This is a genomic window from Paenibacillus validus NBRC 15382, assembly GCF_004000985.1.
Classification (GTDB): Bacteria; Bacillota; Bacilli; order Paenibacillales; family NBRC-103111; genus Paenibacillus_G; species Paenibacillus_G validus.
In genome coordinates this window covers 1-24,610 of sequence record NZ_BIMH01000058.1, presented here as the reverse complement: position 1 = coordinate 24,610, position 24,610 = coordinate 1, and the positions used below count along the sequence as shown (strand labels likewise).

The 24,610-nt window shown below is 56.0% G+C and carries 19 protein-coding genes, 10 tRNA genes and 2 pseudogenes; 27 read left to right on the top strand and 4 right to left on the bottom strand.

All coding sequences use genetic code 11. The features are described from left to right. Window positions 1–88: 88 nt before the first annotated feature. The 18 genes from PVA01S_RS23595 to PVA01S_RS23510 all read left to right on the top strand — a co-directional run bounded on the left by PVA01S_RS23595 (window position 89) and on the right by PVA01S_RS23510 (window position 8,618). A tRNA-Thr gene (locus PVA01S_RS23595) sits at window positions 89–163 on the top strand. Between the two features lie 17 nt (window positions 164–180). Continuing rightward, window positions 181–256 (top strand) — tRNA-His (locus PVA01S_RS23590). Between the two features lie 8 nt (window positions 257–264). Beyond that, window positions 265–336 (top strand) — tRNA-Gln (locus PVA01S_RS23585). Between the two features lie 27 nt (window positions 337–363). Continuing rightward, window positions 364–439, top strand: a tRNA-Lys gene (locus tag PVA01S_RS23580). A gap of 22 nt (window positions 440–461) precedes the next feature. Further along, window positions 462–536: transfer RNA gene (locus PVA01S_RS23575), tRNA-Gly, on the top strand. A gap of 77 nt (window positions 537–613) precedes the next feature. After that, a tRNA-Gly gene (locus tag PVA01S_RS23570) sits at window positions 614–688 on the top strand. A 9-nt stretch (window positions 689–697) separates the two neighbouring features. Beyond that, window positions 698–777, top strand: a tRNA-Leu gene (locus tag PVA01S_RS23565). Window positions 778–787: 10 nt separating this feature from the next. Beyond that, window positions 788–864 (top strand) — tRNA-Pro (locus PVA01S_RS23560). A gap of 9 nt (window positions 865–873) precedes the next feature. Then, window positions 874–947, top strand: a tRNA-Gly gene (locus PVA01S_RS23555). Window positions 948–951: 4 nt separating this feature from the next. Continuing rightward, window positions 952–1,028: transfer RNA gene (locus PVA01S_RS23550), tRNA-Arg, on the top strand. A gap of 311 nt (window positions 1,029–1,339) precedes the next feature. Continuing rightward, on the top strand, window positions 1,340–2,095 hold the full coding sequence (bioD, locus tag PVA01S_RS23545) for a dethiobiotin synthase (protein WP_127610036.1): 756 nt from the start codon (window positions 1,340–1,342) through the stop codon (window positions 2,093–2,095). A 36-nt stretch (window positions 2,096–2,131) separates the two neighbouring features. Continuing rightward, window positions 2,132–3,124 (top strand): biotin synthase BioB, encoded by a 993-nt coding sequence (bioB, locus tag PVA01S_RS23540; RefSeq protein WP_127610034.1) that lies wholly within the window; start codon window positions 2,132–2,134, stop codon window positions 3,122–3,124. A gap of 11 nt (window positions 3,125–3,135) precedes the next feature. Then, a complete protein-coding gene (gene bioF, locus PVA01S_RS23535; protein ID WP_127610032.1) occupies window positions 3,136–4,344 on the top strand; it encodes an 8-amino-7-oxononanoate synthase in 1,209 nt (402 codons plus the stop codon). A 2-nt stretch (window positions 4,345–4,346) separates the two neighbouring features. Further along, complete coding sequence (locus PVA01S_RS23530; protein ID WP_164751950.1) at window positions 4,347–5,150, top strand: alpha/beta fold hydrolase; 804 nt, start codon at window positions 4,347–4,349, stop codon at window positions 5,148–5,150. After that, a complete protein-coding gene (gene bioC, locus PVA01S_RS23525) occupies window positions 5,128–5,994 on the top strand; it encodes a malonyl-ACP O-methyltransferase BioC (RefSeq protein WP_127610028.1) in 867 nt (288 codons plus the stop codon). The genes PVA01S_RS23530 and bioC overlap by 23 nt, the downstream gene beginning before the upstream one ends. Window positions 5,995–6,115: 121 nt before the next feature. Further along, window positions 6,116–6,874 carry a 2-dehydro-3-deoxy-D-gluconate 5-dehydrogenase KduD gene (gene kduD / locus PVA01S_RS23520; RefSeq protein ID WP_127610026.1) on the top strand — a complete coding sequence of 253 codons (759 nt, stop codon included), beginning with the start codon at window positions 6,116–6,118 and terminating at the stop codon, window positions 6,872–6,874. 5 nt (window positions 6,875–6,879) lie between these two features. Continuing rightward, a complete protein-coding gene (locus PVA01S_RS23515) occupies window positions 6,880–7,857 on the top strand; it encodes a sugar kinase (RefSeq protein WP_127610040.1) in 978 nt (325 codons plus the stop codon). 98 nt (window positions 7,858–7,955) lie between these two features. Beyond that, window positions 7,956–8,618: a bifunctional 2-keto-4-hydroxyglutarate aldolase/2-keto-3-deoxy-6-phosphogluconate aldolase gene (locus tag PVA01S_RS23510; RefSeq protein WP_127610024.1), complete on the top strand. Its 663-nt coding sequence runs from the start codon at window positions 7,956–7,958 to the stop codon at window positions 8,616–8,618. 167 nt (window positions 8,619–8,785) lie between these two features. On the opposite strand, the gene PVA01S_RS23505 is transcribed toward PVA01S_RS23510, so the two are convergent. The 4 genes from PVA01S_RS23505 to PVA01S_RS23495 all read right to left on the bottom strand — a co-directional run bounded on the left by PVA01S_RS23505 (window position 8,786) and on the right by PVA01S_RS23495 (window position 16,678). Further along, window positions 8,786–13,336, bottom strand: a complete 4,551-nt coding sequence (locus PVA01S_RS23505; protein ID WP_230876353.1) for a glutamate synthase-related protein — start codon at window positions 13,334–13,336, stop codon at window positions 8,786–8,788. Between the two features lie 506 nt (window positions 13,337–13,842). Beyond that, window positions 13,843–15,225: a glutamate-1-semialdehyde 2,1-aminomutase gene (locus PVA01S_RS23500; protein ID WP_127610020.1), complete on the bottom strand. Its 1,383-nt coding sequence runs from the start codon at window positions 15,223–15,225 to the stop codon at window positions 13,843–13,845. A gap of 66 nt (window positions 15,226–15,291) precedes the next feature. Further along, a complete protein-coding gene (locus PVA01S_RS26845) occupies window positions 15,292–15,429 on the bottom strand; it encodes a hypothetical protein (protein ID WP_155615694.1) in 138 nt (45 codons plus the stop codon). Between the two features lie 214 nt (window positions 15,430–15,643). Continuing rightward, the gene (locus PVA01S_RS23495) at window positions 15,644–16,678 is read right to left on the bottom strand and encodes an LCP family protein (protein WP_127610018.1); all 1,035 of its coding nucleotides are present in this window, start codon (window positions 16,676–16,678) and stop codon (window positions 15,644–15,646) included. Window positions 16,679–16,837: 159 nt separating this feature from the next. On the opposite strand from PVA01S_RS23495, the gene PVA01S_RS23490 reads away from it, so the two are divergent. The 9 genes and pseudogenes from PVA01S_RS23490 to PVA01S_RS23450 form a co-directional block, all read left to right on the top strand. Further along, window positions 16,838–17,890, top strand: coding sequence for an ABC transporter ATP-binding protein (locus tag PVA01S_RS23490; RefSeq protein WP_127610016.1), 1,053 nt, complete (start codon window positions 16,838–16,840; stop codon window positions 17,888–17,890). Beyond that, window positions 17,883–18,677 (top strand): ABC transporter permease, encoded by a 795-nt coding sequence (locus PVA01S_RS23485; protein WP_127610014.1) that lies wholly within the window; start codon window positions 17,883–17,885, stop codon window positions 18,675–18,677. Before PVA01S_RS23490 ends, PVA01S_RS23485 begins: the two co-directional genes overlap by 8 nt. A gap of 7 nt (window positions 18,678–18,684) precedes the next feature. Continuing rightward, window positions 18,685–19,470: an ABC transporter permease gene (locus PVA01S_RS23480; RefSeq protein WP_127610012.1), complete on the top strand. Its 786-nt coding sequence runs from the start codon at window positions 18,685–18,687 to the stop codon at window positions 19,468–19,470. A 175-nt stretch (window positions 19,471–19,645) separates the two neighbouring features. Continuing rightward, entirely contained in the window at window positions 19,646–20,116 is a 471-nt protein-coding gene (gene bcp, locus PVA01S_RS23475; RefSeq protein ID WP_054798026.1) for a thioredoxin-dependent thiol peroxidase, read from the top strand. 141 nt (window positions 20,117–20,257) lie between these two features. Beyond that, window positions 20,258–20,452, top strand: a pseudogene (locus tag PVA01S_RS26840) (hypothetical protein); the annotation flags it as partial. Window positions 20,453–20,786: 334 nt separating this feature from the next. Then, the gene (locus tag PVA01S_RS23465) at window positions 20,787–21,074 is read left to right on the top strand and encodes a DUF7667 family protein (protein ID WP_127610010.1); all 288 of its coding nucleotides are present in this window, start codon (window positions 20,787–20,789) and stop codon (window positions 21,072–21,074) included. A gap of 496 nt (window positions 21,075–21,570) precedes the next feature. Beyond that, the gene (locus tag PVA01S_RS23460; RefSeq protein WP_127610008.1) at window positions 21,571–23,040 is read left to right on the top strand and encodes a polysaccharide deacetylase family protein; all 1,470 of its coding nucleotides are present in this window, start codon (window positions 21,571–21,573) and stop codon (window positions 23,038–23,040) included. A gap of 82 nt (window positions 23,041–23,122) precedes the next feature. Then, window positions 23,123–24,097 carry an AAA family ATPase gene (locus tag PVA01S_RS23455; RefSeq protein ID WP_127610006.1) on the top strand — a complete coding sequence of 325 codons (975 nt, stop codon included), beginning with the start codon at window positions 23,123–23,125 and terminating at the stop codon, window positions 24,095–24,097. A gap of 13 nt (window positions 24,098–24,110) precedes the next feature. Next, a pseudogene (locus PVA01S_RS23450) lies at window positions 24,111–24,610 on the top strand (hypothetical protein); the annotation flags it as partial.

The following is a 24,610-nucleotide window of genomic DNA, read 5'->3' as shown; positions in this document are numbered from 1 at the left end:
GGCTCCGCCATTATTTGTTAAGCATAGTCTGAACTATAATATAATCGGTACATCGGATAGCTCGATGATAACCGAAATTTTGTTTTGCGCCGTCGTAGCTCAGCGGTAGAGCAACGCACTCGTAATGCGTAGGTCGGAGGTTCGATTCCTCTCGACGGCACCAGTAGTTTTTAGCCTGTGGCGGTCGTGGCGAAGTGGCTAACGCATCGGATTGTGGCTCCGACATTCGAGGGTTCAATTCCCTTCGATCGCCCCACTACATATTGGGGATTAGCCAAGCGGTAAGGCAACGGACTTTGACTCCGTCATGCCTAGGTTCGAATCCTAGATCCCCAGTTTATTGATTTCTTTGGGTAGCTGTAAGAGCCATTAGCTCAGTTGGTAGAGCACCTGACTTTTAATCAGGGTGTCGTAGGTTCGAGTCCTACATGGCTCACCATTTTCTTTCACTTATCAGGTATGCGGAAGTGGCTCAGGGGTAGAGCATCGCCTTGCCAAGGCGAGGGTCGCGGGTTCGAATCCCGTCTTCCGCTCCATAAACGAATCAGTCACAACCTCGTACTTGATTCGAAAGATGTTTCATGTTTTAATTGATCTCAGTTGTGATTATTATGCGGAAGTGGCTCAGGGGTAGAGCATCGCCTTGCCAAGGCGAGGGTCGCGGGTTCGAATCCCGTCTTCCGCTCCATCTAGACTTGCCGGTATGGCGGAATTGGCAGACGCGCGCGACTCAAAATCGTGAGGGAAACCGTGGGGGTTCAAGTCCCTCTACCGGCACTTAAACTATCGGGACGTAGCTCAGCTTGGTAGAGCACCTGGTTTGGGACCAGGGGGTCGCATGTTCGAATCGTGTCGTCCCGACCATTCATTTAAGCGGGTGTAGTTCAATGGTAGAACTCCAGCCTTCCAAGCTGGTAGCGTGGGTTCGATTCCCATCACCCGCTCCATCAAGTTCCAGTAGCTCAGCTGGATAGAGCAACGGCCTTCTAAGCCGTCGGTCGGGGGTTCGAATCCCTCCTGGGACGCCATTACATCAACATCGCTTATTATAAGCGTTACGAATCATAAACGTTGTAAATGATCGGATAACCAACTCCACCAAATTAGTTAACGCTAATTTGGTGGAGTTTTTTATTGTTTTCATGGTTACTTGCTTTATTGTACCTTAAGTTCCGCGTTTGGCATCAAGACCGATTCAAGTTGGACCCATGTAAGGGGATGCCGAACACTGTGGAACGATTTTCCTTGATTCCGGGGAAAGGGCAGTGTACAATACGTTTAGTATTAACGTTAACCTGAATTTAAAATTAAAGGTTAACGTAAGTGAATGGAGTACAGGATGAGAAAAGGTCTTTTTGTAACAGGTACGGACACGAATGTAGGAAAGACATGGGTGACGGCGGCCCTGGCAGCCTATACGTTCCGAAAGCTCGGGGGACTTCCGAGCCCAGTAGAAATTTGGAAGCCGGTGCAATCCGGGGTACAACTGGGCGATCCGGATGCCGATAGCTTTCGGCTCGCGTACGGGAGCGGATTGCCGCAAACGGAGCCGGAGACAGTCACGATTACCTTACGGGAGCCTTTGGCGCCTTGGGTAGCCGCAGAACGGGAAGGAAAGACGATTGGATGGGCCGCGCTTGAGTCGGAAGGACGGAGGCGAATGACGGAAGGCGGACCGCTGCTGGTGGAAGGGGCTGGCGGCTTGTTAGTTCCACTAACCGGGGACCGTACGGTTGCGGATTTGGCGCTGGCGCTGGGGCTCCCGCTGCTCATTGTGGCCCGCGCCACGCTCGGGACGGTCAATCACACGCTGATGACGATCGAGTGTGCCCGAAGCCGCGGCTTGGATGTAGCCGGGGTGATACTCAACGGATATGAGGAAGAGAACGATACATCGCTGGTGGACAACGTTCGCATGATTGAAAGGTTCGGCGGCACCTCCGTGTGGGCGACGCTGCCGTGGATGCCGATGGAGCGAATGCTTTCGAACCCGATCGAATGGGGTAAATGGCGGCACGTGTGGACCGAGCTATTAGAGGAGCGTTTGCGCTGGAACGAAATCGGGCGCTTTTTTGAAGGGGAACCGATGGTTTAAGGTTGTTAAGAATTCGAATGTTGAGGGGATATCGAAATGATACAGGTGCAAACGGATTGGAACGAACTGGCCGATAAGGCGATTCGGGGCGAGCTGCTGACGATGGAGGAAGGCTTATCTGTACTGGAGGCGGATGATGACGAGCTGCTAGCGATGATGCAGGCTGCTTTTAGGGTAAGGCGGCATTTCTACGGAAAAAAGGTGAAGCTGAATTTGATCATTAACGCCAAGAGCGGATTATGTCCCGAAGACTGCGGTTATTGCTCGCAATCCATCGTGTCGAAGGCCGGGATAACGAAATATCCGCTGCTGGATAAGAAGACCCTTGTAGACGGCGCACGCAAAGCGATGGAGCTGAAGGTCGGGACCTATTGTATTGTCGCTAGCGGACGAGGGCCGACGGGTAAGGAACTGGATCAGGTGGTCGAAGCGGTTCGAGAAATTAAGTCCGAGATGCCGATGAAGATATGCGCCTGTTTAGGGATTTTGAGCGAGGAGCAGGCATTGCGGCTGAAAGAGGCCGGGGTGGACCGCTACAACCACAATTTAAACACGAGCAAGCAAAATTTCGCCAACATTACGACAACCCATACATATGACGATCGTGTAGATACGGTGGAGAAGGCGAAAGGGGCTGGCATGTCGCCGTGTTCCGGCTGTATTATCGGGATGGGGGAATCGAACGAGGAGATCGTGGAGATGGCTTATGCGCTGCGTGAGCTCGATGCGGATTCGATCCCGATCAACTTTTTGAATCCGATCCCGGGTACGCCGCTTGCGGACACCCGGGAACTGAATCCGCGTAAATGCTTGAAGGTATTGGCATTGATGCGTTTTATAAATCCTGGGAAAGAGATTCGGGTAGCCGGTGGACGCGAAGTGAATTTGCGTTCGCTGCAAGCATTAGGGCTGTATGCAGCCAATTCGGTGTTTGTGGGCGATTACTTAACGACGGAAGGCCAAGAAGCGACGGCCGACCATCAGATGATTGAAGATCTCGGGTTCGAGATCGAGCTGTGTGCCCTGTAGGGATCGCCCGAATGAGCAGAGCGGCGTTGGAATGGATGCAAAAGGAACTGGCTTCTTACGAGGAACAAGGGCGCTTGCGCACTTTAGCGGAATGTGAGCCGCTGGAGACAGGTTGGCTGCGGAGGAACGGAGTCCGGATGCTGAATCTCGCCTCCAACGACTACTTGAGTCTGGGAAGCGAAGGCGACGATCTACATGAACCGGAGCAGAGCGCTGCGTCGGATGGCCGGGAGACGGAGAGAGCCCGCAGAAGTACGGGATCGACCGCCTCGCGGTTAATTGTCGGCAATCATCCGGAGTATACGGCGTTCGAAGAGGAATTTGCGGCTTACAAAGGAACGGAGAGCTGTTTGTTGTTCGGCAGCGGATACTTGGCTAATGTCGGCGTGATCCCGGCGCTTGTCGGACGTCATGACGTCGTGTTCGGCGATCGGCTGAACCACGCGAGCCTTGTCGATGGGATCGTGCTTAGCCGCGCCGAGCATAAGCGATACCGGCATCGCGATCTGGATCAGCTGGAGACGATGCTGCGGAGCACCCCGGCAGGCCGGAAAAAGCTGATCGTCACCGATTCGATCTTCAGTATGGACGGAACGGTGGCGCCGCTGTGCGAGCTCGTTTGGCTGAAGGACCGTTACGGCGCTATGCTGATGGTTGATGAGGCGCACAGCGGCGGTTTGTACGGCAAGGAAGGCCAGGGTCTGGTACACGCGCTTGGGCTCTCCGGGCAGGTGGAGGTGCAAATGGGCACGTTCAGCAAAGCGTACGGCGTTTACGGCGCCTATGTAGCCGGCGAACACCTGTTGAAGTCCTATCTGGTGAATGCGGCGCGCAGCTTCATTTATACGACAGCCCTCCCGCCGGACCTTGTAGCCACGATTCGTAGACAGTGGCGGCGTGTGCGGCAGGAAAGCTGGCGCCGACGGGTGCTGCAGGAGAAGGCGGCGATGTTTCGATCGATACTGCGGCAGCACGGGCTGGATACGGGGCAAAGCGAATGCCACATTGTTCCTGTTATCATCGGCGGGAACGAGGAGACATTGCGTATGGCGGAGCGTCTGCAGCTGGCCGGCATTGCCGCTGTGGCGATTCGTCCGCCTAGCGTCCCGGAGGGGACAGCCCGGATACGTTTTACGATCATGGCGGGACACCGGGACGAGGATTTGAGATGGGCGGCCAATCAAATCGTAAAATGCCGTGAACAGGCGGGAGGGGCATGAGGATGGATTCGGCGGAAAGACGTGATCGGCGCGTCCTGTGGATTCATGGTTGGGGTATGTCCCCTCAGGTATGGAAACCGATATCGGGACGGCTAGCGAAAGATACCGAATGGTCTCATCACGAATTCTCATACGCCGGATGCCGGGACGTATCCTCCTTATTCGAAGCACTCGAGCATCGGATAGCGGAGCTGCGGCCCGAGGCAGTGGTTGCCTGGTCGATGGGCGGCTTGCTGCTGCTGGATTGGCTGACCCGCCGCTATCGTGATTCGGATGGCGGAAGCGATTGTAAGCCGGGGGCGCATTCGGAATTAAGGAAACTTGTCTTGATCGGGGCGACCCTGCAGTTCACGGATGCTGATCGCTCCCGAGGGTGGCCTCTGCGAGTGCTGGAGCGGATGCAGGCGAGACTCCGTACACAACCGGAAGACGTGCTTCGACAGTTTGCCGCTTCGATGTTTACGGAAGCGGAACGGGAGGAAGGGAGCGCCCCGGAGCGGCTGCTGCAGCCGGATACGGATATGTCGGCGGAAGGGCTGCAGGCGGGCCTTTCCTATCTGGCCGCGGCGACGGTACGGGAAGCATGGTCCGACGAGCTGCTCCCGCGGCTGGCAGCCGGCTCCCTGCGCGTGCTCTGGATACACGGGGAGTACGATCCTGTGTGTCCGATCGGGGCCATGCCGGAGGACGCGGATGGCTTGGAACGGGTAGTTATGAGAGCGGGGCATGCTCCATTCTTGACGCAACAGGCAGCATTTTATGAGCGGTTGAGGGGATTTCTGAATGACAACGATAAGGGTGGATAAAAACCGGGTGAAACGTCACTTCGATCGCTATGCAGACGACTACGACCGGAATGCGCTTGTACAAATCGGCATGGGAGACCGGTTATTGGAGCTGATCGAACAGCGAATTTCCCCGGATCGGGTAGGACATATCCTGGAAATCGGCTGCGGCACCGGCAGATTGACTGCTTCGCTGTTGACACGGTTTCCTAAGGCCCGCGTGTATGCGGTCGATCTTGCGCCGCAAATGGTAAGGCTGACGCTGGAGCGCTGTTCGGCGGAAGCGGAGGCGGGTAGACTGGTCGTGGTATCGGCGGATGCGGAAGGGCTGACAGCGGAGCATTTCAGAGAGCTCCGGCTCCCGGAACAGGCAGATTTGATCGTTTCGAGCGCGACGGTCCAATGGTTCAACGAGCCTGCTGATACGATGCGGGCTTGGCTTCGTATGCTGAAGCCGGAGGGAGTCCTTGCGTTCGCGACGTTCGGACCGCGAACGTTCCACGAGCTGCACGATTCGTTTACGGCAGCGGCGGAATCGCTGCAGGCGGCGGGACGGCGGCGAGGGCAGCATTTTCTCAGCTTGAGCGATTGGGAGTCGCTGCTGGATGGCGCATCGGAGGAGGTCACACGTGCGTTTACAGGCGAAGAGACGATGTACGAGCTGCATTTCCGCGACGTTCGCAGCTTCTTGTACAGCGTGAAGAAAACAGGCGCAGGCAATGCCAATCAAGAGCCGGCGGGTGGCGGCGGAATTAGCCGTAAGCTGCTCGCGGCCATGGAGAAAGCATACGTGGAACGTTACAGGGAGCCTGAAGGCATTCGGGCGACGTATCATTTGCTGTACGGCCTGTTCGGGAAAGGCTGATTTTTTATGGCGCGAGTCTGGCAAAATACCCTGATTTCACGTATAATAAGGTCAAGCAAGGGCTCCGGAAGGAGCTTTATAAAGATAAAAATTTAAACGTTTAAACGGGGAGTGGCGAGTGGTGAGCAGTTTGTTTGATTTGACGGGAAAAGTAGCCTTGGTGACCGGAGGCGCCGTAGGCTTGGGCGGAGGTATCTCGCTCGGCTTGGCGAAGGCGGGAGCAGATGTTGCGATTGTGACCAGCAACGATCGTTCACGCGAAGTGCAGCAGCAGATCGAGGCCATGGGCCGCAAGGTACACACGATCGTCGCTAATCTGATGGATGAAAGCGCGCTCGAAGGCATCGTTCAAGAAACGCTATCCGTGTTCGGCAAAATCGATATATTGGTGAACAATTCGGGAATTGTCCGTCGTACGCCGGCAGCCGACCACGCTGCGAGCGATTGGCACGACGTGTTGAATTTGAACCTGAATGCGGCATTCTTCCTTTCCCAGCTCGTCGGCCGCGAGATGATCAAGCAGGGTTCGGGCAAAATTATTAATATCGCGTCGATGCTAAGCTTCCAGGGCGGTATCAACGTACCGGGATATACCGCATCCAAGCATGCGATTGCCGGTGTAACCAAAGCGCTGGCGAACGAATGGGCCAGCAAAGGCGTTCAAGTGAACGCAATTGCCCCCGGTTACATGTCGACTGACAATACCGTGGCGCTGCGTGCGGATGAAGAGCGGAGCGCGCAAATTCTGGTTCGAATTCCGGCTGGGCGTTGGGGAACGGCAGAAGATATGGAAGGGCCTGTCGTCTTCCTTGCCTCGAAAGCGTCTGATTATATGAGCGGTCACATATTGTGCGTGGACGGAGGATGGATGACAAGATAATGAATATGAACAGGTCTACCCAACAAGAACAAATGTTTGTGCCGGAAATTGTCACATTCGGAGAAACGATGGCCTTAATGCTGCCGGAAGACGTTAAAGGCATCGAATATTCCTCTCACTTCCAATCGTTGTTCGGCGGTGCGGAAAGCAATGTCGCGATCGGCGTAGCCAGGCTCGGACATCGCGTTGGCTGGTTCGGCCGGCTCGGCAAAGACCCGCTCGGCCGGATGATTGTGAAGAAAATCCGCGGCGAGGGCGTCGACGTGTCGCGTGCCGAGCTGACGACAGAAGCGCCGACAGGGCTGATGCTGCGCGAAATCATTTCCGGCAAAACGTCGGTATACTACTACCGCAAAGGCTCGGCGGCCAGCCTGATGAAGCCGGAGCAGTTGGACGAATCGTATATCAGCCAAGCCCAGTATTTACACGTCACGGGAATTACGATGGCTTTGAGCGAAAGTGCCCGCGAGACCCTGAAAGAATCGGTTCGCCTCGCCAAGAAGAATGGCGTGAAGGTATGCTTCGACCCGAATTTGCGCTTGAAGCTGTGGTCGCTGGAAGAAGCCCGTGGCGCATTGCTGGAGATGGCGCAGGAAGCGGATTACTTTTTGCCGGGGCTTGATGAGTTAAAGCTGCTGTATGCGACGGAAAGCTTTGACGAAATTATCGGCAAGCTGCGCGAGCTGCCGGGCGTGTCGATCGTCAAAGGCGGCGAAGACGTCACGTATATCGTCGATAAGACGAGCGTGACGGAAGTGCCATATTTCAAAGCCGAGCGTATCGTCGACACTGTGGGCGCGGGCGACGGCTTTTGCGCCGGATTTATCGCCGGGCTGCTGAAAAATTACAGCTTGGCCGAAGCAGTGCGGCTCGGTAACCTGATCGGTTGTATGGTCGTTCAGAACGAGGGCGACTGGGAAGGGATTCCGACCTGGGAGCAGGTCGAAGCGTTCTTGAACAATGAGAAGCATGTGGAACGGTAGGTAGAACGGCAAGTCGGGAGAACGAAGCTTAACCGTAAGCAGGAAGCCTATAAAGAACGAAACTATAGGGAACGAAATTTGAAGGACGGAGACTCGAGATGAAAAAAATTAAACTGCTGCAGCAAATCGTAGAAGGAGGCGTCGTCGCGGTGCTTCGCGGCGATACGCCGGATGAAGTGGTGGAAATGGCCGAGCAGGCGATCGCCGGAGGCATTAAGGTGATCGAGGTAACGATGACCGTTCCGTTCGCGCTGCAAGCGATTGAGAAGCTGGCCAAAACGTATTCGAGCACGACAAGCGACCCGTCCAAATACGCGATTATCGGCGTCGGTACGGTGCTTGATCCGGAAACCGCGCGCGTCGCCATCTTGAGCGGTTCGGAGTTTGTTGTCGGTCCGTCGTTCAACCCGGATACGGTGACACTGTGCAATCGGTACCGCGTACCGGTGATGCCTGGCGTTATGACGATCCAAGAGATCCAGCAGGCGCTTGAGCTCGGCGTTGATGTCGTGAAACTGTTCCCGGGCAACTTATACTCCCCGGGGATGATCAAGGCCATCAAGGGACCGCTGCCGCAGGCGAATATTATGCCGACCGGAGGCGTTTCATTGAGCAACCTCGGTGAATGGATTAAAGCCGGCGCTGTTGCTGTCGGCATCGGCTCGGATTTGACGAGCGATGCGGTGAAGGCGGGCGACTACAGCCTCGTGGCGAAGAAGGCGGCGCAGTACATCGACGCTTTCCGTGCGGCTAAGGCGTAGACACAAGCGACGGCAAAGGGATTTGCCGAAGCAAGCGGGTGCAGTAAAAGTAAACAAGCAGGAAGTTTGAACCGTGGTGACGGTTTCGAGCTCCCTGCTTGTTTGTGTTATAAAAAAAATCCCTCAGCTTTCATAGCCTGAGGGATGGATAGGGTTATGGCAACGTCCTATTCTGTTGCGACCGATTGATCGGCTTGTAAACCGACTGGTGCGATACGAACGAAGCTTGTTTCCAGGTTGTTCAGCAAATGATCCACCTTCGCCGCGGCTTCCGTTTGACCGGAGTTCGCCAGCTCAGTGCGGTAAGCGCCGAGCAGCTCGTTCAAATCTTTGATGCTTTGTGGGCCGATTGGTTCGATTTTTACTTTCGCGCCTTTGGCAATACGACGTTCGATCGCAGCTTCATCGAGACCCATCTCCGGCACGAGGCGCTGGTAAATCACGCCGCCGGTCATCCCTGCGCAAATCCAAGGACCCGGATCGCCCATGACGACGGCGCGGCCGTTGGTCATGTACTCGAACGCAAAGCCTTTCAGGTTGGCGCGGGCGGCAAGACCGCCGAGCTCGTCTTTCAACGGCGTCGTAATTTCTCCGCCGAAGACAACGTCGGCGCCGGAGAACCGGATGCAGGCACGGGTGTCCGCATTGCCTTGAATCAGGAACAAGCCGCTTTGCGCGCCGTATCCGAACGATTTACCGACGGAACCGTTGATGAATTGGTTGTGCTTGCCCGGTGCTTTCAGGATGGCGACTTTACCGCCGAGCGCCATTTTGCCTACGCCGTCTTCCGCACCGCCGTGTACCGTAATGTCGACTCCGCGAGCGTTGAAGGCGCCCAAACCGTTACCCGGTACGGAGCCTTCCGTAATCGCGATGTTGACCGGAGGCAGTTCGTCGTAGCTTCCGTCGAAACGGTCGCGTACGCGATGGCTCGCATAACGGCTGCCGAGAATCCGGGATTCGGCATCGATGTTGCTCCAAGTGCGGTTCACCGGAGCGTCGAAGGAGACGGATTCCGGGAACAAGTCGAGTCCTTCTGCGCCTGCCGCGATACGGATATCGGACGATACCGCAGCCGCCACTTGCGCTCGCGCTTCTTGCGCAGCAGCGAAGGAGAGCGGAGCCGGACGAAGCAGATCGGACAGATCGATGCGATCCAGATGGCTTACTTGTTTCAGCAGGTCGGAACGGCCGACCAGCTCTTGAGCGTCTTTGAAGCCGAGCTGTGCGACGATTTCGCGAATTTCTTCGCCGATGCCGCCGAACAGACGAATGAGCGATTCAACCGCCGTTTCGTATACGCGAGGAACGAAGCGGCGCAGGCCTTTCTCTTCGGCTTCCTCAAGCGAATCGATTTGTGTGGCGATACCGACATGACAGGTGTCGAGATGACAGCCGCGGCAAGTCGTACAACCGATCGATTGCATCGCGATGGAACCGAAGCCGACGCGGTTGGCGCCGAGCATGAACATTTTGACCACGTCCACACCGGATTTCATACCGCCGTCCGACCACAATTCCACCTGGTGGCGAAGACCGGCGTCGATCAAGGCGAGGTGCGCCAGCTTCGTACCGATTTCGGTCGGCAAGCCGACGTGTGTGATCGAGTGAATCCGGGCCGCGCCCGTACCGCCGTCGAAGCCGGACAACGTAATGACGTCTGCGCCTGCTTTCGCAACGCCGACAGCGATCGTGCCGACACCCGGAACGACAGGAATTTTGACAATAATTTTCGCTTTGCGGCCGCTTGCTTCCTTCAGCTCGGAGATGATTTGCGCCAAATCCTCGATCGAGTAAATATCGTGGTTGTTGGACGGCGAAATCAGGTCGGAACCGATGGTTGCATTACGGGCAAGAGCGATTTTGGCCGTTACTTTGGAGCCCGGCAGGTGACCGCCTTCGCCCGGCTTCGCGCCCTGGCCGATTTTAATCTCAAGGAACGCTACGGCGTTCGCGAGCTCAACGTTCACACCGAAGCGTCCGGATGCGACTTGCGCGCCGCGCGTCCGTTTGTAACGTCCGAGCATATCCTTGATCTCGCCGCCCTCGCCGTTCATGGTAACCATGTTCAGTCGCTCGCCCGCTTCCGCGTAAGCGCGGAAGGCTGTTTCGTTCTGTGAGCCGAACGACATGGACGAGATCAGGATCGGCAGATCGTGGCCGCCGATGCCGATGTTGACTTGCGAAGGATCCAGCGGCTTGCGCCCTTCGGCGTATGCTTTCTCCATATCGAAATCCGCAACGTGACGGATGGAAATCGGATTTTTCTTCTCTTCTTCGCGAAGCTTGTCACGGTAGTCGCTGTAAGGCGCCGCGCCGGAGGCTGCGTCGCCGAGCGCTTTCCACATGCGCTGGAAGAAACGGAAGTTCTTCGCCGCTTTCGCTTTCGGGTTGGCGAAATCGTTGTAACGGGCTTCGGCGTCCGCTTCAAGCTCGGCAAAGCCGGTGCCTGCTTTGTCGCTGCCCAAGTAGTTGACGATGTCGAGCACTTCCGCCAGTTCCGGCTTCAAGCCGATCGACGAGAAGAAACGGGTGTAACCGCGCAGCTCATGCGTACCGATCGTGGAGATGACTTTCTCCAGACCTTTCATCAAAGCGGTGAATACTTTGCGAGCGGCCGGCGCACCGTTCTTGGCGGATGCCGTCGCGAACATCAAATAAGGAGACAATACATCCGCACCGAGTCCACAGGCTACGGCGATGTCATGCAGGCTGCGAATCGCGGCGCTGCGCAGCACAAGCGTCGTCTGGCGGCGAAGGTTGTCGCCATAGCCGAGCTTCTCGCCGCGAAGCGCGATATCGACCCTGGATACCGCAAGGTGCGGATCCATCCACAGGCGGTCGTTCTGATGCGCCTGGCTGTCGTCCAGGATAAGCAAGGCTGCGCCGTTCTTAACGGCGGTTACGGCATCAGCGGCAAGCTGATCCAATGCGGCTTGCAGCGAGGTGCCGCGGGCGAATGTCGTCGACAGCGTCGCTACGGCATTGCCGCCTTGCGCTGCGAACATTGCCTTTAATTGCTCGAAGCTAGGCTGCTTCAGCTCGGTAAGAGAATCTACGCCGTTGCTGCCTTCCAGCACGACCGGATACAGCAACTCCATGCGCAGGCGGCTATCCGGCTGTCCGTATACTTTCGGACGGGGACCAACGACGATGCGCGTGGAGAAATGCTCCATCTCGCGGTCACGGTCAATCGCCGGGTTGGTGACAACCGCGACGCTCTCTTTAATATAATCGGGAATGTTCACGCGCTCCCAAGCCAGCGCCGCATGAGGGCTGTCATGACCCAGGGAACGGATCGGCTCCGCGCCGGTTTCGGCGGTCGATTCGATCATCTGGATCCCGTCGCGGTCCCAGCCGAAGGCGCTGTACAGCGAATCGGTAGGCGTAACGTCGGCGGATTGCTCAGCTTCGACAGCCGGAATTTCGTTATTCAAATGTTTGCGAAGGCCTTCAAAGCCGATGCGTTGTTTAGCGCGTTCCAAGACAATGCTCTGCACTTCATGGTAAGGAATCACCTGCACATGCTCGCCCGGCGTCAGGACGACGCCGATTTTCTCGCCCGGGGCGATCGGCTTCGGCTCGGCCACCATTTCGCCGACCGTAATTACGCCTTGCTCGGAAGAGAAATAGAGGGACGTGTCGCTTTCGACCATCCATACCGGACGAAGACCGAGCGCGTCTACGCTGAAAATGCACTCGTTGCCGTAACGCGATACGATGCCGGCCGGCCCTTGAGCATAGTGGCCCCATGCTTGGCGATAATAAACATACAGATCCTGCATTTCCGGACGGAACTGCTTCATCTCGTTCAAGATCGGAGGGAATACGATTTCCATCGCCTCGAACAAGCTGATGCCGGAACGGTGAATGAACGTTTCAATCGTCCGGTTCATGTCCTGGGAGTCGGAGCCGCCGTCTACGAGCGGAACACCGACCATGTCGGCTTCCAGACGCATCTTCTTCACCGTGTTGATCTCGCCGTTGTGCCCGAGAAGCGAGAACGGCTGCACGCGGAAGAAGCTGGATTGCGTATTAGTCGAATACCGGTTGTGTCCGATCGTTACTTGCGCCGCGAACAGCGGGTCGCGAGTGTCGTTATAATATTTGGGAAGAATGCTGGCCGCGCCCATCACTTTATAGGCGGCCGTCACGTTGCTGAGCGTGGCGACGTGCACGTTATACTTGGCTTCGATCGCTACGTGAAGTTCGAACAATTGATCGGCGACCTTCACTTCCTGCTTGTCGCAAAGTCCGGCGATTTGCCAGAAGGTTGGCTCGTCGTTACGGCCGTTCGGACCGAGCACGCTGCTGTCCACTTGATTTTCTTGCTCGAGCAAGATGTTTACTTGGAATTGCGCGAACAATTCGCGGATGCCCTTCTGCATATCGGCAACAGAAATGTCCAGCTTACGCGGAACGAAGATATGACCGACGGAGAAACGTTCATCGTAAGCGAGCTTGCCGTCCAAACCGGCATCCGTCAGCTTCTTTTCCCACAGTGCGCGGGGAATATCGGTCAAAATCCCGCAACCGTCGCCTTCACCGTTAATAAACCCGGAGCGGTGCTCCATTTTAACGAGAGCGTCGATCGTCTTTTGAATGTTATCGCGGGATGGATACCCGTCTTTCTCTACAATACAAATGATACCGCAGCTGTCATGTTCCGTAGCGAGCAAATTCTGAAAGCGGCCCTCATCGCGCATTACTTGGTTCATTCTCGTGGTCAGCAGGCTGACCTTCACCTCCCATTAATTTTGTTGCCAGCATTCGTTCTGAATAAGAAGGCTTGTCATGCATTGAAAAAGAAAGCGGACAACCGAGCGGCAGAAACAAATGAATAAATATACATTTATACTGCATAAATGAGGTGTTCGGCGCTTTCTCAATCCACTGGAAGATAGACTCAACAGGGCAATAATAAAAAAATAAATGTGCCCACGTCCACACAATGAGCGCATATCTTCTGGGCTATCACGGCAAAAACCTCACATCTGGTGTTACATTTAGCCGATTTTTTTGAATTGCAAAGTAGTAATAGAATACCACGAAATCGAATGTGAGACAATAGAACATTGCACCTTTCGACAAGATGTAAGCGTTATCTATTTTGCATAATTGGTGAATAAAGGGAAATTTCAGATAAAATTAAAAAAACGATTAAAAACGAACGAACTATTATCGTAGACTGATAATAGTTCGTGATTTAGGTGATAAATGGAATTTATTGTGAAGCCTGCCGGCGCTGCGTTTGCGCCATCGCTTCAAAAGCGCGATCCGCTGCTTCCAGGGTTGCACGGACATGATCTTCCGTATGGGCCGTCGTCAAAAACCATGCTTCGTACTTCGATGGCGCCAGACATATGCCTTGCTCAAGCATGAGTCTGAAAAATAGGGCGAACTGTTCGCCGTCCGTATCCTGAGCCTCATCGTAGTTCGTCACGGGGTGGGCGCAAAAGTGCGTCGACAACGCACCGCGGATGCGGTTCACGGTTAACGCGATGCCATGTGCGTCGGCAGCTTGAGCGAGTCCGTCTCCGAGCATTGCGCCCAAGCGGTCGAGCCGCTCGTAAGTGCCCGGCTCTTGCAGCGCTTCGAGGCAGGCGATGCCCGCCGAGATCGAAGCCGGGTTACCGGCCATCGTGCCCGCTTGATAAGCGGGTCCGAGCGGTGCGACCTGCAACATGATCTCGGCGCGGCCGCCGTAAGCGCCGATCGGAAGGCCGCCGCCGATAATTTTGCCCAGCGCGGTCAGGTCGGGCTCCACGGCGGCGAGATCGGTCCCCTCCGGTAAGCCCGCAAACGTCTGCGCCGCTCCGTAATGGAAGCGGAACGCTGTGATGACCTCGTCATAGATGACGAGGGAGCCGTTGCGACGTGCTGCGGCGCATAATCCTTCGAGGAAGCCGGGCTTTGGCATAACCATCCCGAAATTGCCGACGATGGGCTCGACCATGACGGCAGCGACGTCGCTGCCCCAGCGGGAAAGAGCTTCTTCCAGCGCCGGCACGTCGTTGAACGGTACGGTAATCACCTCGTGCGCGATGCTGTTCGGAATGCCCGCACTATCCGGAATGCCGAGCGTGGAAGGTCCGGAGCCGGCGGCTACGAGCACCAAATCGGAATGTCCATGGTAACATCCGGCGAACTTGATGATTTTATTCCGTCCGGTGTAGGCGCGCGCGACGCGAATGGTTGTCATGACGGCTTCGGTGCCGGAGTTGACGAATCGAACCTTGTCCATGGAAGGGATAGCTTGTTTCAACATCCGGGCGAAGGTAATTTCCAGTTCCGTCGGCGTCCCGTATAACGTGCCGTTCTCGGCGGCGCGGCAGATGGCGGCGGTCACGTGCGGATGTGCGTGACCCAGAATGATCGGCCCGTAAGCGGCCAAGTAGTCGATGTATCGGTTATCGTCCGCGTCCCAGAAATAAGCGCCTTGCCCGCGCTTCATAAAGACGGGGGCGCCGCCGCCTACCGCCTTGAACGAACGGGACGGGCTGTTGACGCCGCCGACGATGTGCTCGAGCGCTTCACGGTATAATTCTTCCGAATGCGGACGTCCGGCTGTTTGCTTGAACAAGTTCGGTTCATTACTAGTTGACATGATGAATTCGGGAGCCTCCTTAATGGGAACAGGTTATTGTTCATGTAAATCGACCTGCAGGATTGATTACGGTGTAGTGACGGCATGACCTGCAATCCGGATGCGATCGCTGCCGGGTGACAGGCACGCCCGGCAGCGCCGCGCGGATAGCTGGCCGTGAAACGGCTTGCCCATAGAAGCATCGATAACATGGATGCTTGGCATGCGCCAAACCTCCGATCGGTAAAGTTTGAATTATTATATCGAAATAAGCCGCACAATCCAAGGTAAACTGTTCCGAGGACGCAAAACCATACCGCTATAGGCGCGCGCAGCCGGGCCGAGTGAAGAATAGCGGAACTATCATGCGCTTCGGCTGTAGGAGCGAGCCATACAAAAAACCAGGGCTCTAAGGCCCCGGTCAGGTATTCCGATCCTGCTATTTCTTCGCCGCGCTGCTGCTGCCAGCAGCTTTCGCTGCTTCCTGCGTCGTATTTTTCTCCGCTGGCGCGAACGGGTCGCGGTCTTCAAACACGGCTTTGACGAACTGCTGCAGCTTCTGGGTGTTCGCCGTGATCACTTCCGCGCCGCCTACGCGCTTCTCGACTAGCAGCTCTGTCGGAGGAATTTGCTCGCTGGACATGCCCTCGGTTTTCGCCTCGATGGCGAGCGTCCCCAGCTTCAGCATGTCGGTCGTGGTCAAATTCGTCTCGATGTACGGATCGATGCTGTTAAGAATCTTCGGCATGCGGATAAGCGAGCCGGTCGTTTGCATTTTTTGGGCGACCGCCGTCATAAACTTACGTTGGCGCTCCGTCCGCGAGAAGTCGCTGAGCGCGTCATGGCGGAACCGGACATATTGCAGGGCGGTTTTGCCGTTTAACTGCTGCACGCCTTTTTTCAAATTAATATCGAACTCGGGCTCCTCGGAGTCCCGGTACTTCATGTCCTTCTCGACTTCGAGCTCGATGCCGCCGATCGCGTCGACCAACGCGATAAAACCTTGGAAATCGGTGTATACATAATATTGAATCGGAATACCGAGCAGATCGCTGACGGTTTTCATCGCCAGGTTCGGACCGCCCGTAGCGACCGCGGTATTAATCCGGTCGTTGCCGTGACCGGGCACTTTCACATAAGTGTCCCGAAGAATCGAGAACAGGTACGCCTTCTTCGTCACCGGATCGATCGAGGCGACCATCATCGAATCGGAACGCGGAATTTCGTTCTTCTTCAAGCCTCGCGAATCTCCGCCTAAGATCAGAACGTTCACCCGCTGTTTGCCTTCCCATTTGGGAGGCGCGTAGGCTTCGGCTCCTCCCGTCTTCGTTGCCGTGAAGCCCGAAAATTTTGTCGTTTCCGGCGTACTTTGGATGTTCTTGGCAAAGGTAAGGAAGCCGTATGTATAATAACCGATAGCGATGAGTAAAAGAACAAGAATGCCTGTAAAAAACCATTTGATCTTGCGTGCCATGGAAAAATCGATCCTTTCCTGTAGTTTCGGTCGCTTTTCCTCTTCTTGCGGTTCGTGTATCATATACGGGTATAGCTTGTGAAAATTTCTCTTCATTATACCGGGTTTCGCTGTAAAGCTGCAAGCTTCGGCAATTTCTGACAGGAGGCTAACATTCCAATGTCGCTCGCTATAGACGTGCATGAGCTGCGCAAAGAATTTAAGGTGCAGAAGAATCGCGAAGGGCTGCAAGGTGCTCTTCGTGATTTGTTTAAACGAGAGTACACCCAGGTTCGTGCGGTTAAAGACATCAGCTTTCAAATTCCTCAAGGGGAGATTTGCGGCTACATCGGGGAGAACGGTGCAGGGAAATCGACGACGATTAAAATGCTGACCGGCATCCTCGTTCCGACGTCCGGCGATATTCGCGTCAACGGCTACGTCCCTTATCAAGAAAGAGAGGCGTTCGTCCGCGGCATCGGCGTCGTGTTCGGCCAGCGCAGCCAGCTCTGGTGGGACCTGGGCGTGGTCGAATCGTTCCAGCTGCTTAAAAAAGTGTATCGCGTTCCGGACAACGATTACCGGATTCGGATGGATGAGCTCATCGACAGGCTCCAGCTCGGCGATCTGCTGAACCGTCCTGTGCGAAAGCTCAGCCTCGGGCAGCGGATGCGCTGTGAGCTGGCGGCTTCGCTTATTCACAATCCGTCCATCCTGTTTCTGGATGAACCGACGATCGGCCTTGATATTGTCGTGAAAACCGAAATCCGCGAATTCCTCAAATCGCTAAACAGCCGGTTCGGTACGACCATTCTGCTGACAACGCATGATTTGCAGGATATCGAAGCGCTATGCTCCAGAGTTATCATGCTCGACGACGGCAACATTATTTATGACGGCGGTCTCGAGGAATTAAAGGAACGCTGGGGGAAAGGCAAAGAAGCTGCGTTCCGCTTCGCCCAACCCGTCACGCTTGATCAGTTGGAGCTGCTGACCGCCGGACTGGACGTCCAATGGAAGCTTGAGAATGAGCTGACCGCCAAAGTGTGGATTCCGCATCAGTTGGCGAACGTATCGGAGCTTCTCGGCCGCGTGGTCGGAGTGGTCAACATCGAGGATATCAAAATATTCGAAACGAATACCGACGACATTGTCCGCGAGATCTACAAATCCGGTTCTTCGGAAGTAAAGCGTGAATGGACCCGGGAACGGGAAGGGGCCGTTCATGCTTAACGCGTATTTGTATATTATCCGGATACGCTTCCTGATGATGCTCGCCTACCGGGTCAACTACTTTAGCGGGATCATTATCTATGCGTTGAATATCGGAGCATACTACTTCCTGTGGAAAGCGATATACGGGAGCAAAGAGGTACTGGGGGGCATGACGCTTACCCAGATGACGACGTATGTCGCGATCGGCTGGATGGCACGGGCGTTCTATTTCAACAATCTCGACCGGGATATTGCGAACGAAATCAAAGACGGCAGTTTGGCCATTCAGTTCATTCGTCCTTATAATTATATGGTTGTCAAAATGATGCAGGGTCTCGGCGAAGGCTTGTTCCGTTTATTGATGCTGTCCACGCCAGGCATGATTCTGGCGTCGCTGTTGTTTCCCGTGCAGCTGCCGACCGATCCGAAGCTGTGGGCGGTTTATTTGTTCATGCTGCTGCTCAGCTTCCTGATTAATTCACAGATCAATATTATGACCGGGTTAGGCGCGTTTTTTCTTGAAAACAACGAGGGCTTGATGCGGATGAAGCGAGTGGCGGTCGACTTGTTCTCCGGACTCGTCGTGCCGATGACTTTCTTCCCCGGTTGGGCAGAGAGCGTCTTGCGGTTTTTGCCGTTCCAGGCGATTACGTATTTGCCCGGCCGGGTGATTACGGGAGCGGTAACGGGCGATGCCGTGTATCACGGCTTGCTGATCCAGGCGGGATGGTTTGTGCTGCTGTTAGTGCCGCTTTACTTCCTTTGGCGCAGCGCAAGGTCGCGTCTGTTCGTACAGGGAGGGTGAGGGACGAATGTTCTATGCCGGGCTGATTCTGGGTTATTTGAAAAACTATTTCAAAACGCGTCTTACGTATCGTTCCGACTTCTGGATCGAGCTGTTGTCGGATTTGATGTTTAACGGACTGAATTTAATTTTCATTCTGATCATGTTTACGCATACCGAACTGATCGGGGAATGGAATGAGCAGCAGGTGCTGTTCATTTACGGTTATTTTATGATGGCATCAGGCTTGTTTAACACTTTCTTTAATTTGTGGAATTTTAGCGAGCGCTACATCGTCAAGGGGGAAATGGACAGGGTGCTGACGCGCCCGGCGTATAATCTGGTCCAGCTGGTGCTGGAAAATATGGACCCGCCGTCCTTATTCAGCTCCCTGGTCGGGTTCCTCATCATGGCATATACCTGGACGCAGCTGGGCCTTGGCTTCACGTGGTCGGATCCGTTCGTGCTGGTGCTGCTGGTCGTCGGCTCGGTTATGATTTATGCCGGCATTTACATTTTCTTCTCGGCGCTGTCCTTTTTCTCGGACGCTCCAACCGGGATTACCGCGCTGCTCTACAATCTGCAAAACTATGGGCGGTATCCGATGACGATCTACAACGCCGTCATGAAGTTTACGCTGACGTGGGTGCTTCCGTTCGGCTTCGTCGGGTTTTATCCGTCCGCCTATTTCCTGGACCGGGCGAATTGGGGCGGCTTCGCGCTGCTCACCCCGGTTGTCGGGGCCGTCTTCTTCGTTACCGGCGTTTGTGTCTGGAATTACGGCGTGAAGCGGTACCGCGGGGCGGGATCGTAAACGCCATCTGTTCAAGGCCGGGCGTGTAATCCTGGGGCGATTCCGCCAAGCTAATGATGAAAGAGGCCATGAAGTACGTGGCGTTCGATAGGAGTCAGGCCGTTACGCTTGTCAAAGCGGATGGCCAAATTGTATAATGCGGCGCAAAACCTAGTACCGTCAGGAGAGGAATTCAATGGCAGAATTGCAGATCGGACAAGTGGTTCCCGACTTTACCTTAACGGCAGGCAGCGGGGAAACCGTTACGCTCAGCCAGTTCCGCGGCCGCAAGGTCGTGCTTTATTTTTACCCGAAAGATATGACGCCGACGTGCACGGAGCAATCGTGCCAATTCCGCGATTATAACGAACAGTTCGCCAAGACAGGTACGGTCGTGCTGGGCATCAGTCCGGACGACCTGAAGGCGCATCAGAAGTTTGCGGCGAAATACGAGCTGCCGTTTCCGCTGCTGTCCGATCCGGATCATCAAGTGGCCGAGAAGTACGGGGTCTGGGCGCTGAAGAAGCTGTACGGCCGCGAGTATATGGGCATTGTCCGCTCGACGTTCCTGATCGACGAAGAGGGGCGGCTTGTGCGGGAATGGCGCAAGGTGAGGGTCAAAGGCCATGTGGAGCAGGTGCTGCAAGCGGTGAAGGAAACGGTGTAACGGAAGAGAGAGCCGGTATTACTCTGTAAGATTAGCTTTAGAGGTTTTTACTTGTAAATTAATATGTTGTATAGAATGTTACACATTTAACATTATAGAAGCGAAAACTGATGGTATTGATACCAAAGTTTTCACTTACGAGGAGTCGCTGTAGGGGAGTTTCACCCAAGAATGTCCATTGAAGCAATAGCGAGGACCATCATTTCATTAATTGACGGCATTACCTGCGATGCGATGCAAATGGATATCCAACAATTACAGATCGATAGCCAGATAGAAGTGATCATCTTTTATTTGCAAAATGTGCTTGGAGTGAAAGAAGAGGAACTTGCTTAAGAGACACAACAGCATCGCTGTGTTCGGCATCGGCTAGTCGAGCGGAGGCTGGGCCTGCTGCAGCATGTTTCCACGCAGGGTGATACGCCGCGAAACTTCGCGCTGACGCCGGACGGCCGGTTCTTGGCGGCGCCAATCCGAACACCGGCTCCATCTGACCTACAAAGTGCGCGCTTGACGGGACGCTGGAGCCGACAGGTCATTCAATTGGAGCGCCAAGCCGGTTTGTATCTGATTCCGGTAAACGGCAGCCTGTCGAGCCGGAGCCTGTCTAAAGAAGCGCGAATCCGTCAACACTGGGAAGGCAAGCAAATTTTTCGGGAGAGTGAGAAACATGCTGCCTTTTCAAGTTCGGATGGCCGAGTTGTGGACGCTTCACCAAAGCCGGGAATTAACGACCGATGAGTCGAATGAGTTGACGATGTGCCTGCAGGCGAATGCGAACTATGCCCGCAAGCTGAGCGAGCTGCACAATTACATCTACGCAGCGTCGCTGGTCGGCGACAAGACATGGATGGATGAGCTGAATACGAGAGCGGCCCTCATCGATCAGGAGTTCCAGCTTCATCTTGCCGCGTGGAAGAATAGCAGGTTTGGCAAAGGTCAGCCGGGGCAGCCGTAAGGGGTACGGCGGTCGCAGGCGCATCAACGCAAAGAACAAGTATGCATGAAACCGCAGGGAGGCCGAGGCCTTTCTGCGGTTTTTTGGCGCGGGAGCGGGGAGACGGGGGCCTTAGTGCAGGTTCGGCATTCCTTGGAACAACGGGCGGTAGTGAAAAGGCCGCGAACCTGGCAACACGGGTAGAGCTGGTACGAAATAGCAGAACGCTGGACAGCTTATTCCGCCGTTTTCGACGTGTAGACGGTCCTCGGTGGCGCTCGAATAATAAGGCTCTGAAGGTTCGTTATTTTTCGATGATGCGGGGAAGGAGGGACAATAGCGGATCATAGTTCCTCTATGCGCTTCTCGAAGCAAACCGGTAGGACGAACTGGCCGGAGGCGCCCATAATCACAAGAGGCAATCTAGCGAAGTTTCGCGGCGCACAGGTCTAAATGCTAGGGTCCCTCCATATATTCTAGTAAAACGAAAGCCCATAGAATATACGGAGGGATTCAAATGAAGCGGGTAACATCGGCTGAACGCACCAGCAGTAGAAACAGCATCTTGCATTCTTTCTTGACCGGAATACTGGTCCTCGCCATATGGCTATCGGCCGCCCCGCAAACGTTCGCCGCCGCCCCGCTGACCGCCAAGGAGGCGGACGAGGTGTTCGCCTCGCTCTCCTCCGGTAAACGTGTAGAAGCGGAAGAGATGTCGTACCGAAAGCCGGAAGAGCCGACCGTCTACTTGACGTTCGACGACGGACCGAGCGCCTTTACGCCGCAGGTGCTGGATGTCTTGAAGGAGGAAGAGGTGCGGGCCACCTTCTTCGTCTTGGGCGAGCAGGCCGAAGCCAGACCCCATGTCGTGAAACGAATCGTGGAGGAAGGGCATGCGATCGGGAACCATTCGTATAACCATGTATATAAAGAGCTGTACTCGAATTTCGGAGCGTACTGGGAGCAGCTGCAGCGAACGGAACAAATTTTGTTCGATGCGACGGGCGTTAGAACGCCGCTCGTACGTGCTCCGGGGGGAACGGCTGGCAACTTTGATGCGTTTTACTTTTATTTGTTGAACCGCGGCGGATATTCCGTCTTCGATTGGACGATCGACAGCGAGGATGCGCGCAAGGCGGGTGCGACCGCGGAGGACATCGCGCATACGGTGGCCCAAGGTCCGTTCCGGCACGAGGTGACCGTCTTGATGCATGACGGACCGGGTCATGAGCAAACCTTGAAAGCGCTGCCGAAAATTATCAAATTGTTTAAAGATCAAGGCTACCGGTTCGCTCCGCTTTCGACGGAAGTGAAGCCGGCGCAGTTTGGCGTGAGCAAAGCCAAATGGCAGCGTGGAACGTCGTGGAGCGCCTTTCAACAGCAGCTGCAGGCGGTTGAGGAGCACCGCCCGGTTTGGGCGGCAGCCGGGAGCGTTGCGGAAGAAGCGGGCGCAGGCTCGGAAGTGAAACCGGCCCCTGAGACGGCGCTGGCCTCCGGGGGGATTGCAGCGGGAGGCCCTGACCAGTTGCGTCTTCGGACGGACTATACGACCGTGGATTTCCGGCGGGACGGCTTCCTCTTTCGGGAAGAGCGGTTCATTGTTCCACTGCGGGAGCTCGTCCAGCCGCTGGGAGCGGAGGTGGTATGGGAGCCGGGCGCGCGGACGGCGGTCGTTCGATACGGGAGCTCCCGGACGGAGTACGATTTAGCGAACTGCGAGCTGCGGGTTTATCGGGAGCAGCCGCAATGGGACCCTTCCGGGCATGAAGCTGTAACCGTCATCCCTCTGCCTGAAATGGAGCTGCGAGAGGGCTCGTTATATGTGCCGCTGCGCAGCGCGCTGGAGCTGCTCGGCGCGCAGATCGTCGCTTACGAGCCGGAGACGGACGGGCATCCCGCCACGGTCCGGGCCACCTTCCGGCAAGGCTTGCCGCTCGAACTGGGGCGGCTGTGGGCGGCTGCGGCGAAGCGTTCGGTTCCCGTCTAAAATCTCTGAAATTCGGCAATACTGGATTCATAGGATTCCAAGTCTATGAAGACTATGAGCCGCATTTTAGGAGGTTATAAACATGATGTCGTCCTCATCCGTAACGGATTCTCCCGAAGCTTTGCTTGGGCGTATCGTATATCAAGTGGAAAAAGTGATTGTCGGCAAACGGGACGTGATCGAGAAGCTGCTCGTCGCCCTGCTGGCCGGCGGTCATGTTCTGCTCGAAGACGTGCCCGGCGTCGGTAAAACGATGCTCGTCCGTGCCTTGGCGCGTACGATCGATTGCGGGTTTACACGCATTCAATGTACGCCCGACCTGCTGCCCTCGGATTTGACGGGGGTATCGATTTATAATCAACGGACAGCCGAATTTGAATTTCGGCCGGGTCCACTGCTCGCGCCGATCGTATTGGCCGACGAGCTGAACCGGACGTCGCCGCGAACCCAGGCGGCTTTGCTGGAAGCGATGGAGGAGAAGCGGGTGACGGTCGACGGGACGACGTATCCGCTGCCGGAGCCGTTCTTTCTGCTCGCGACGCAAAATCCGATCGATTTCGAAGGGACGTTCCCGCTGCCGGAGGCGCAGCTGGACCGGTTTCTCCTCAAGCTGCGATTGGGGTATCCCGAGCCGCGCGACGAGGTGGAGATGCTGAACCGGATGGAGGATGCGTTTCCGCTCACGCACATTCGGACGGTCGTGCTGCAGGAGGAGTTCGCCCAGCTGCAAAAACAAGTGCGTGCCGTGCACGTCGACGAGACGATCAAGCAATATATCGTGCAGCTGACGACGGCGACCCGTCAACATCCGGATATCGCCCTCGGGGCCAGTCCGCGGGCGTCGATCGCGCTGATGCGCGCCGCCCAGGCGGAAGCGTTCCGCTGCGGACGCGGTTTCGTGATTCCCGACGATATTAAATCGCTCTGCGTCCCGGTGCTTGCGCATCGGATCATGCTCGGAGCGAATGCCTCCATGGCCGGGAAGAGCGCCGACACGGTGATGGGCGACCTGCTGGCGGCGACGCCGGTGCCGGTTCGCCGCCATGCGGCCGGTTGAGAGGCGATCCGCGATGCGAAGCTTAATCGGACTTGTCGTGATTGGAGCGGCCGCCGGCGTCTGGGCGGCGACTTGGGGCGGCCGCACGGCCTGGTTCGCGCTGGGGGTGGCCGTCTTGCTGTGGATCTACGGGCTGCTAGTCTACCTGTCCGTTCGTCGGGGAGTCCGGGTGGAGCGGTTGTTTCTGGGTCCGGAACATACGTTCTCTGATCTAGGGGCCAGAGAAACGAAGCCGGTTGAAGCCGGGTTGCTCTATGTATTTACGGGGGAATCGCTCAGCTTCGCGTATCGGGTATCGCTGCCTGCGCGCGGTCTGCCCGGCGTCTGGCTGCGTTTCGAGGAGCGCTGGGTGCATACCGGCACCGGCGAAGCTGTGACGCTGTGCGCTTACGCGCCGGCGGGCTTCCGCGGCGAGGCGCGCTTGACCAGCCGGCTGGCGGGGCTAGGCCGGGGCGTCTATGCCGCCGCCGAGCGGACGGTAACCGCCGGCGACGCCTTCGGGCTGCTGCGCGT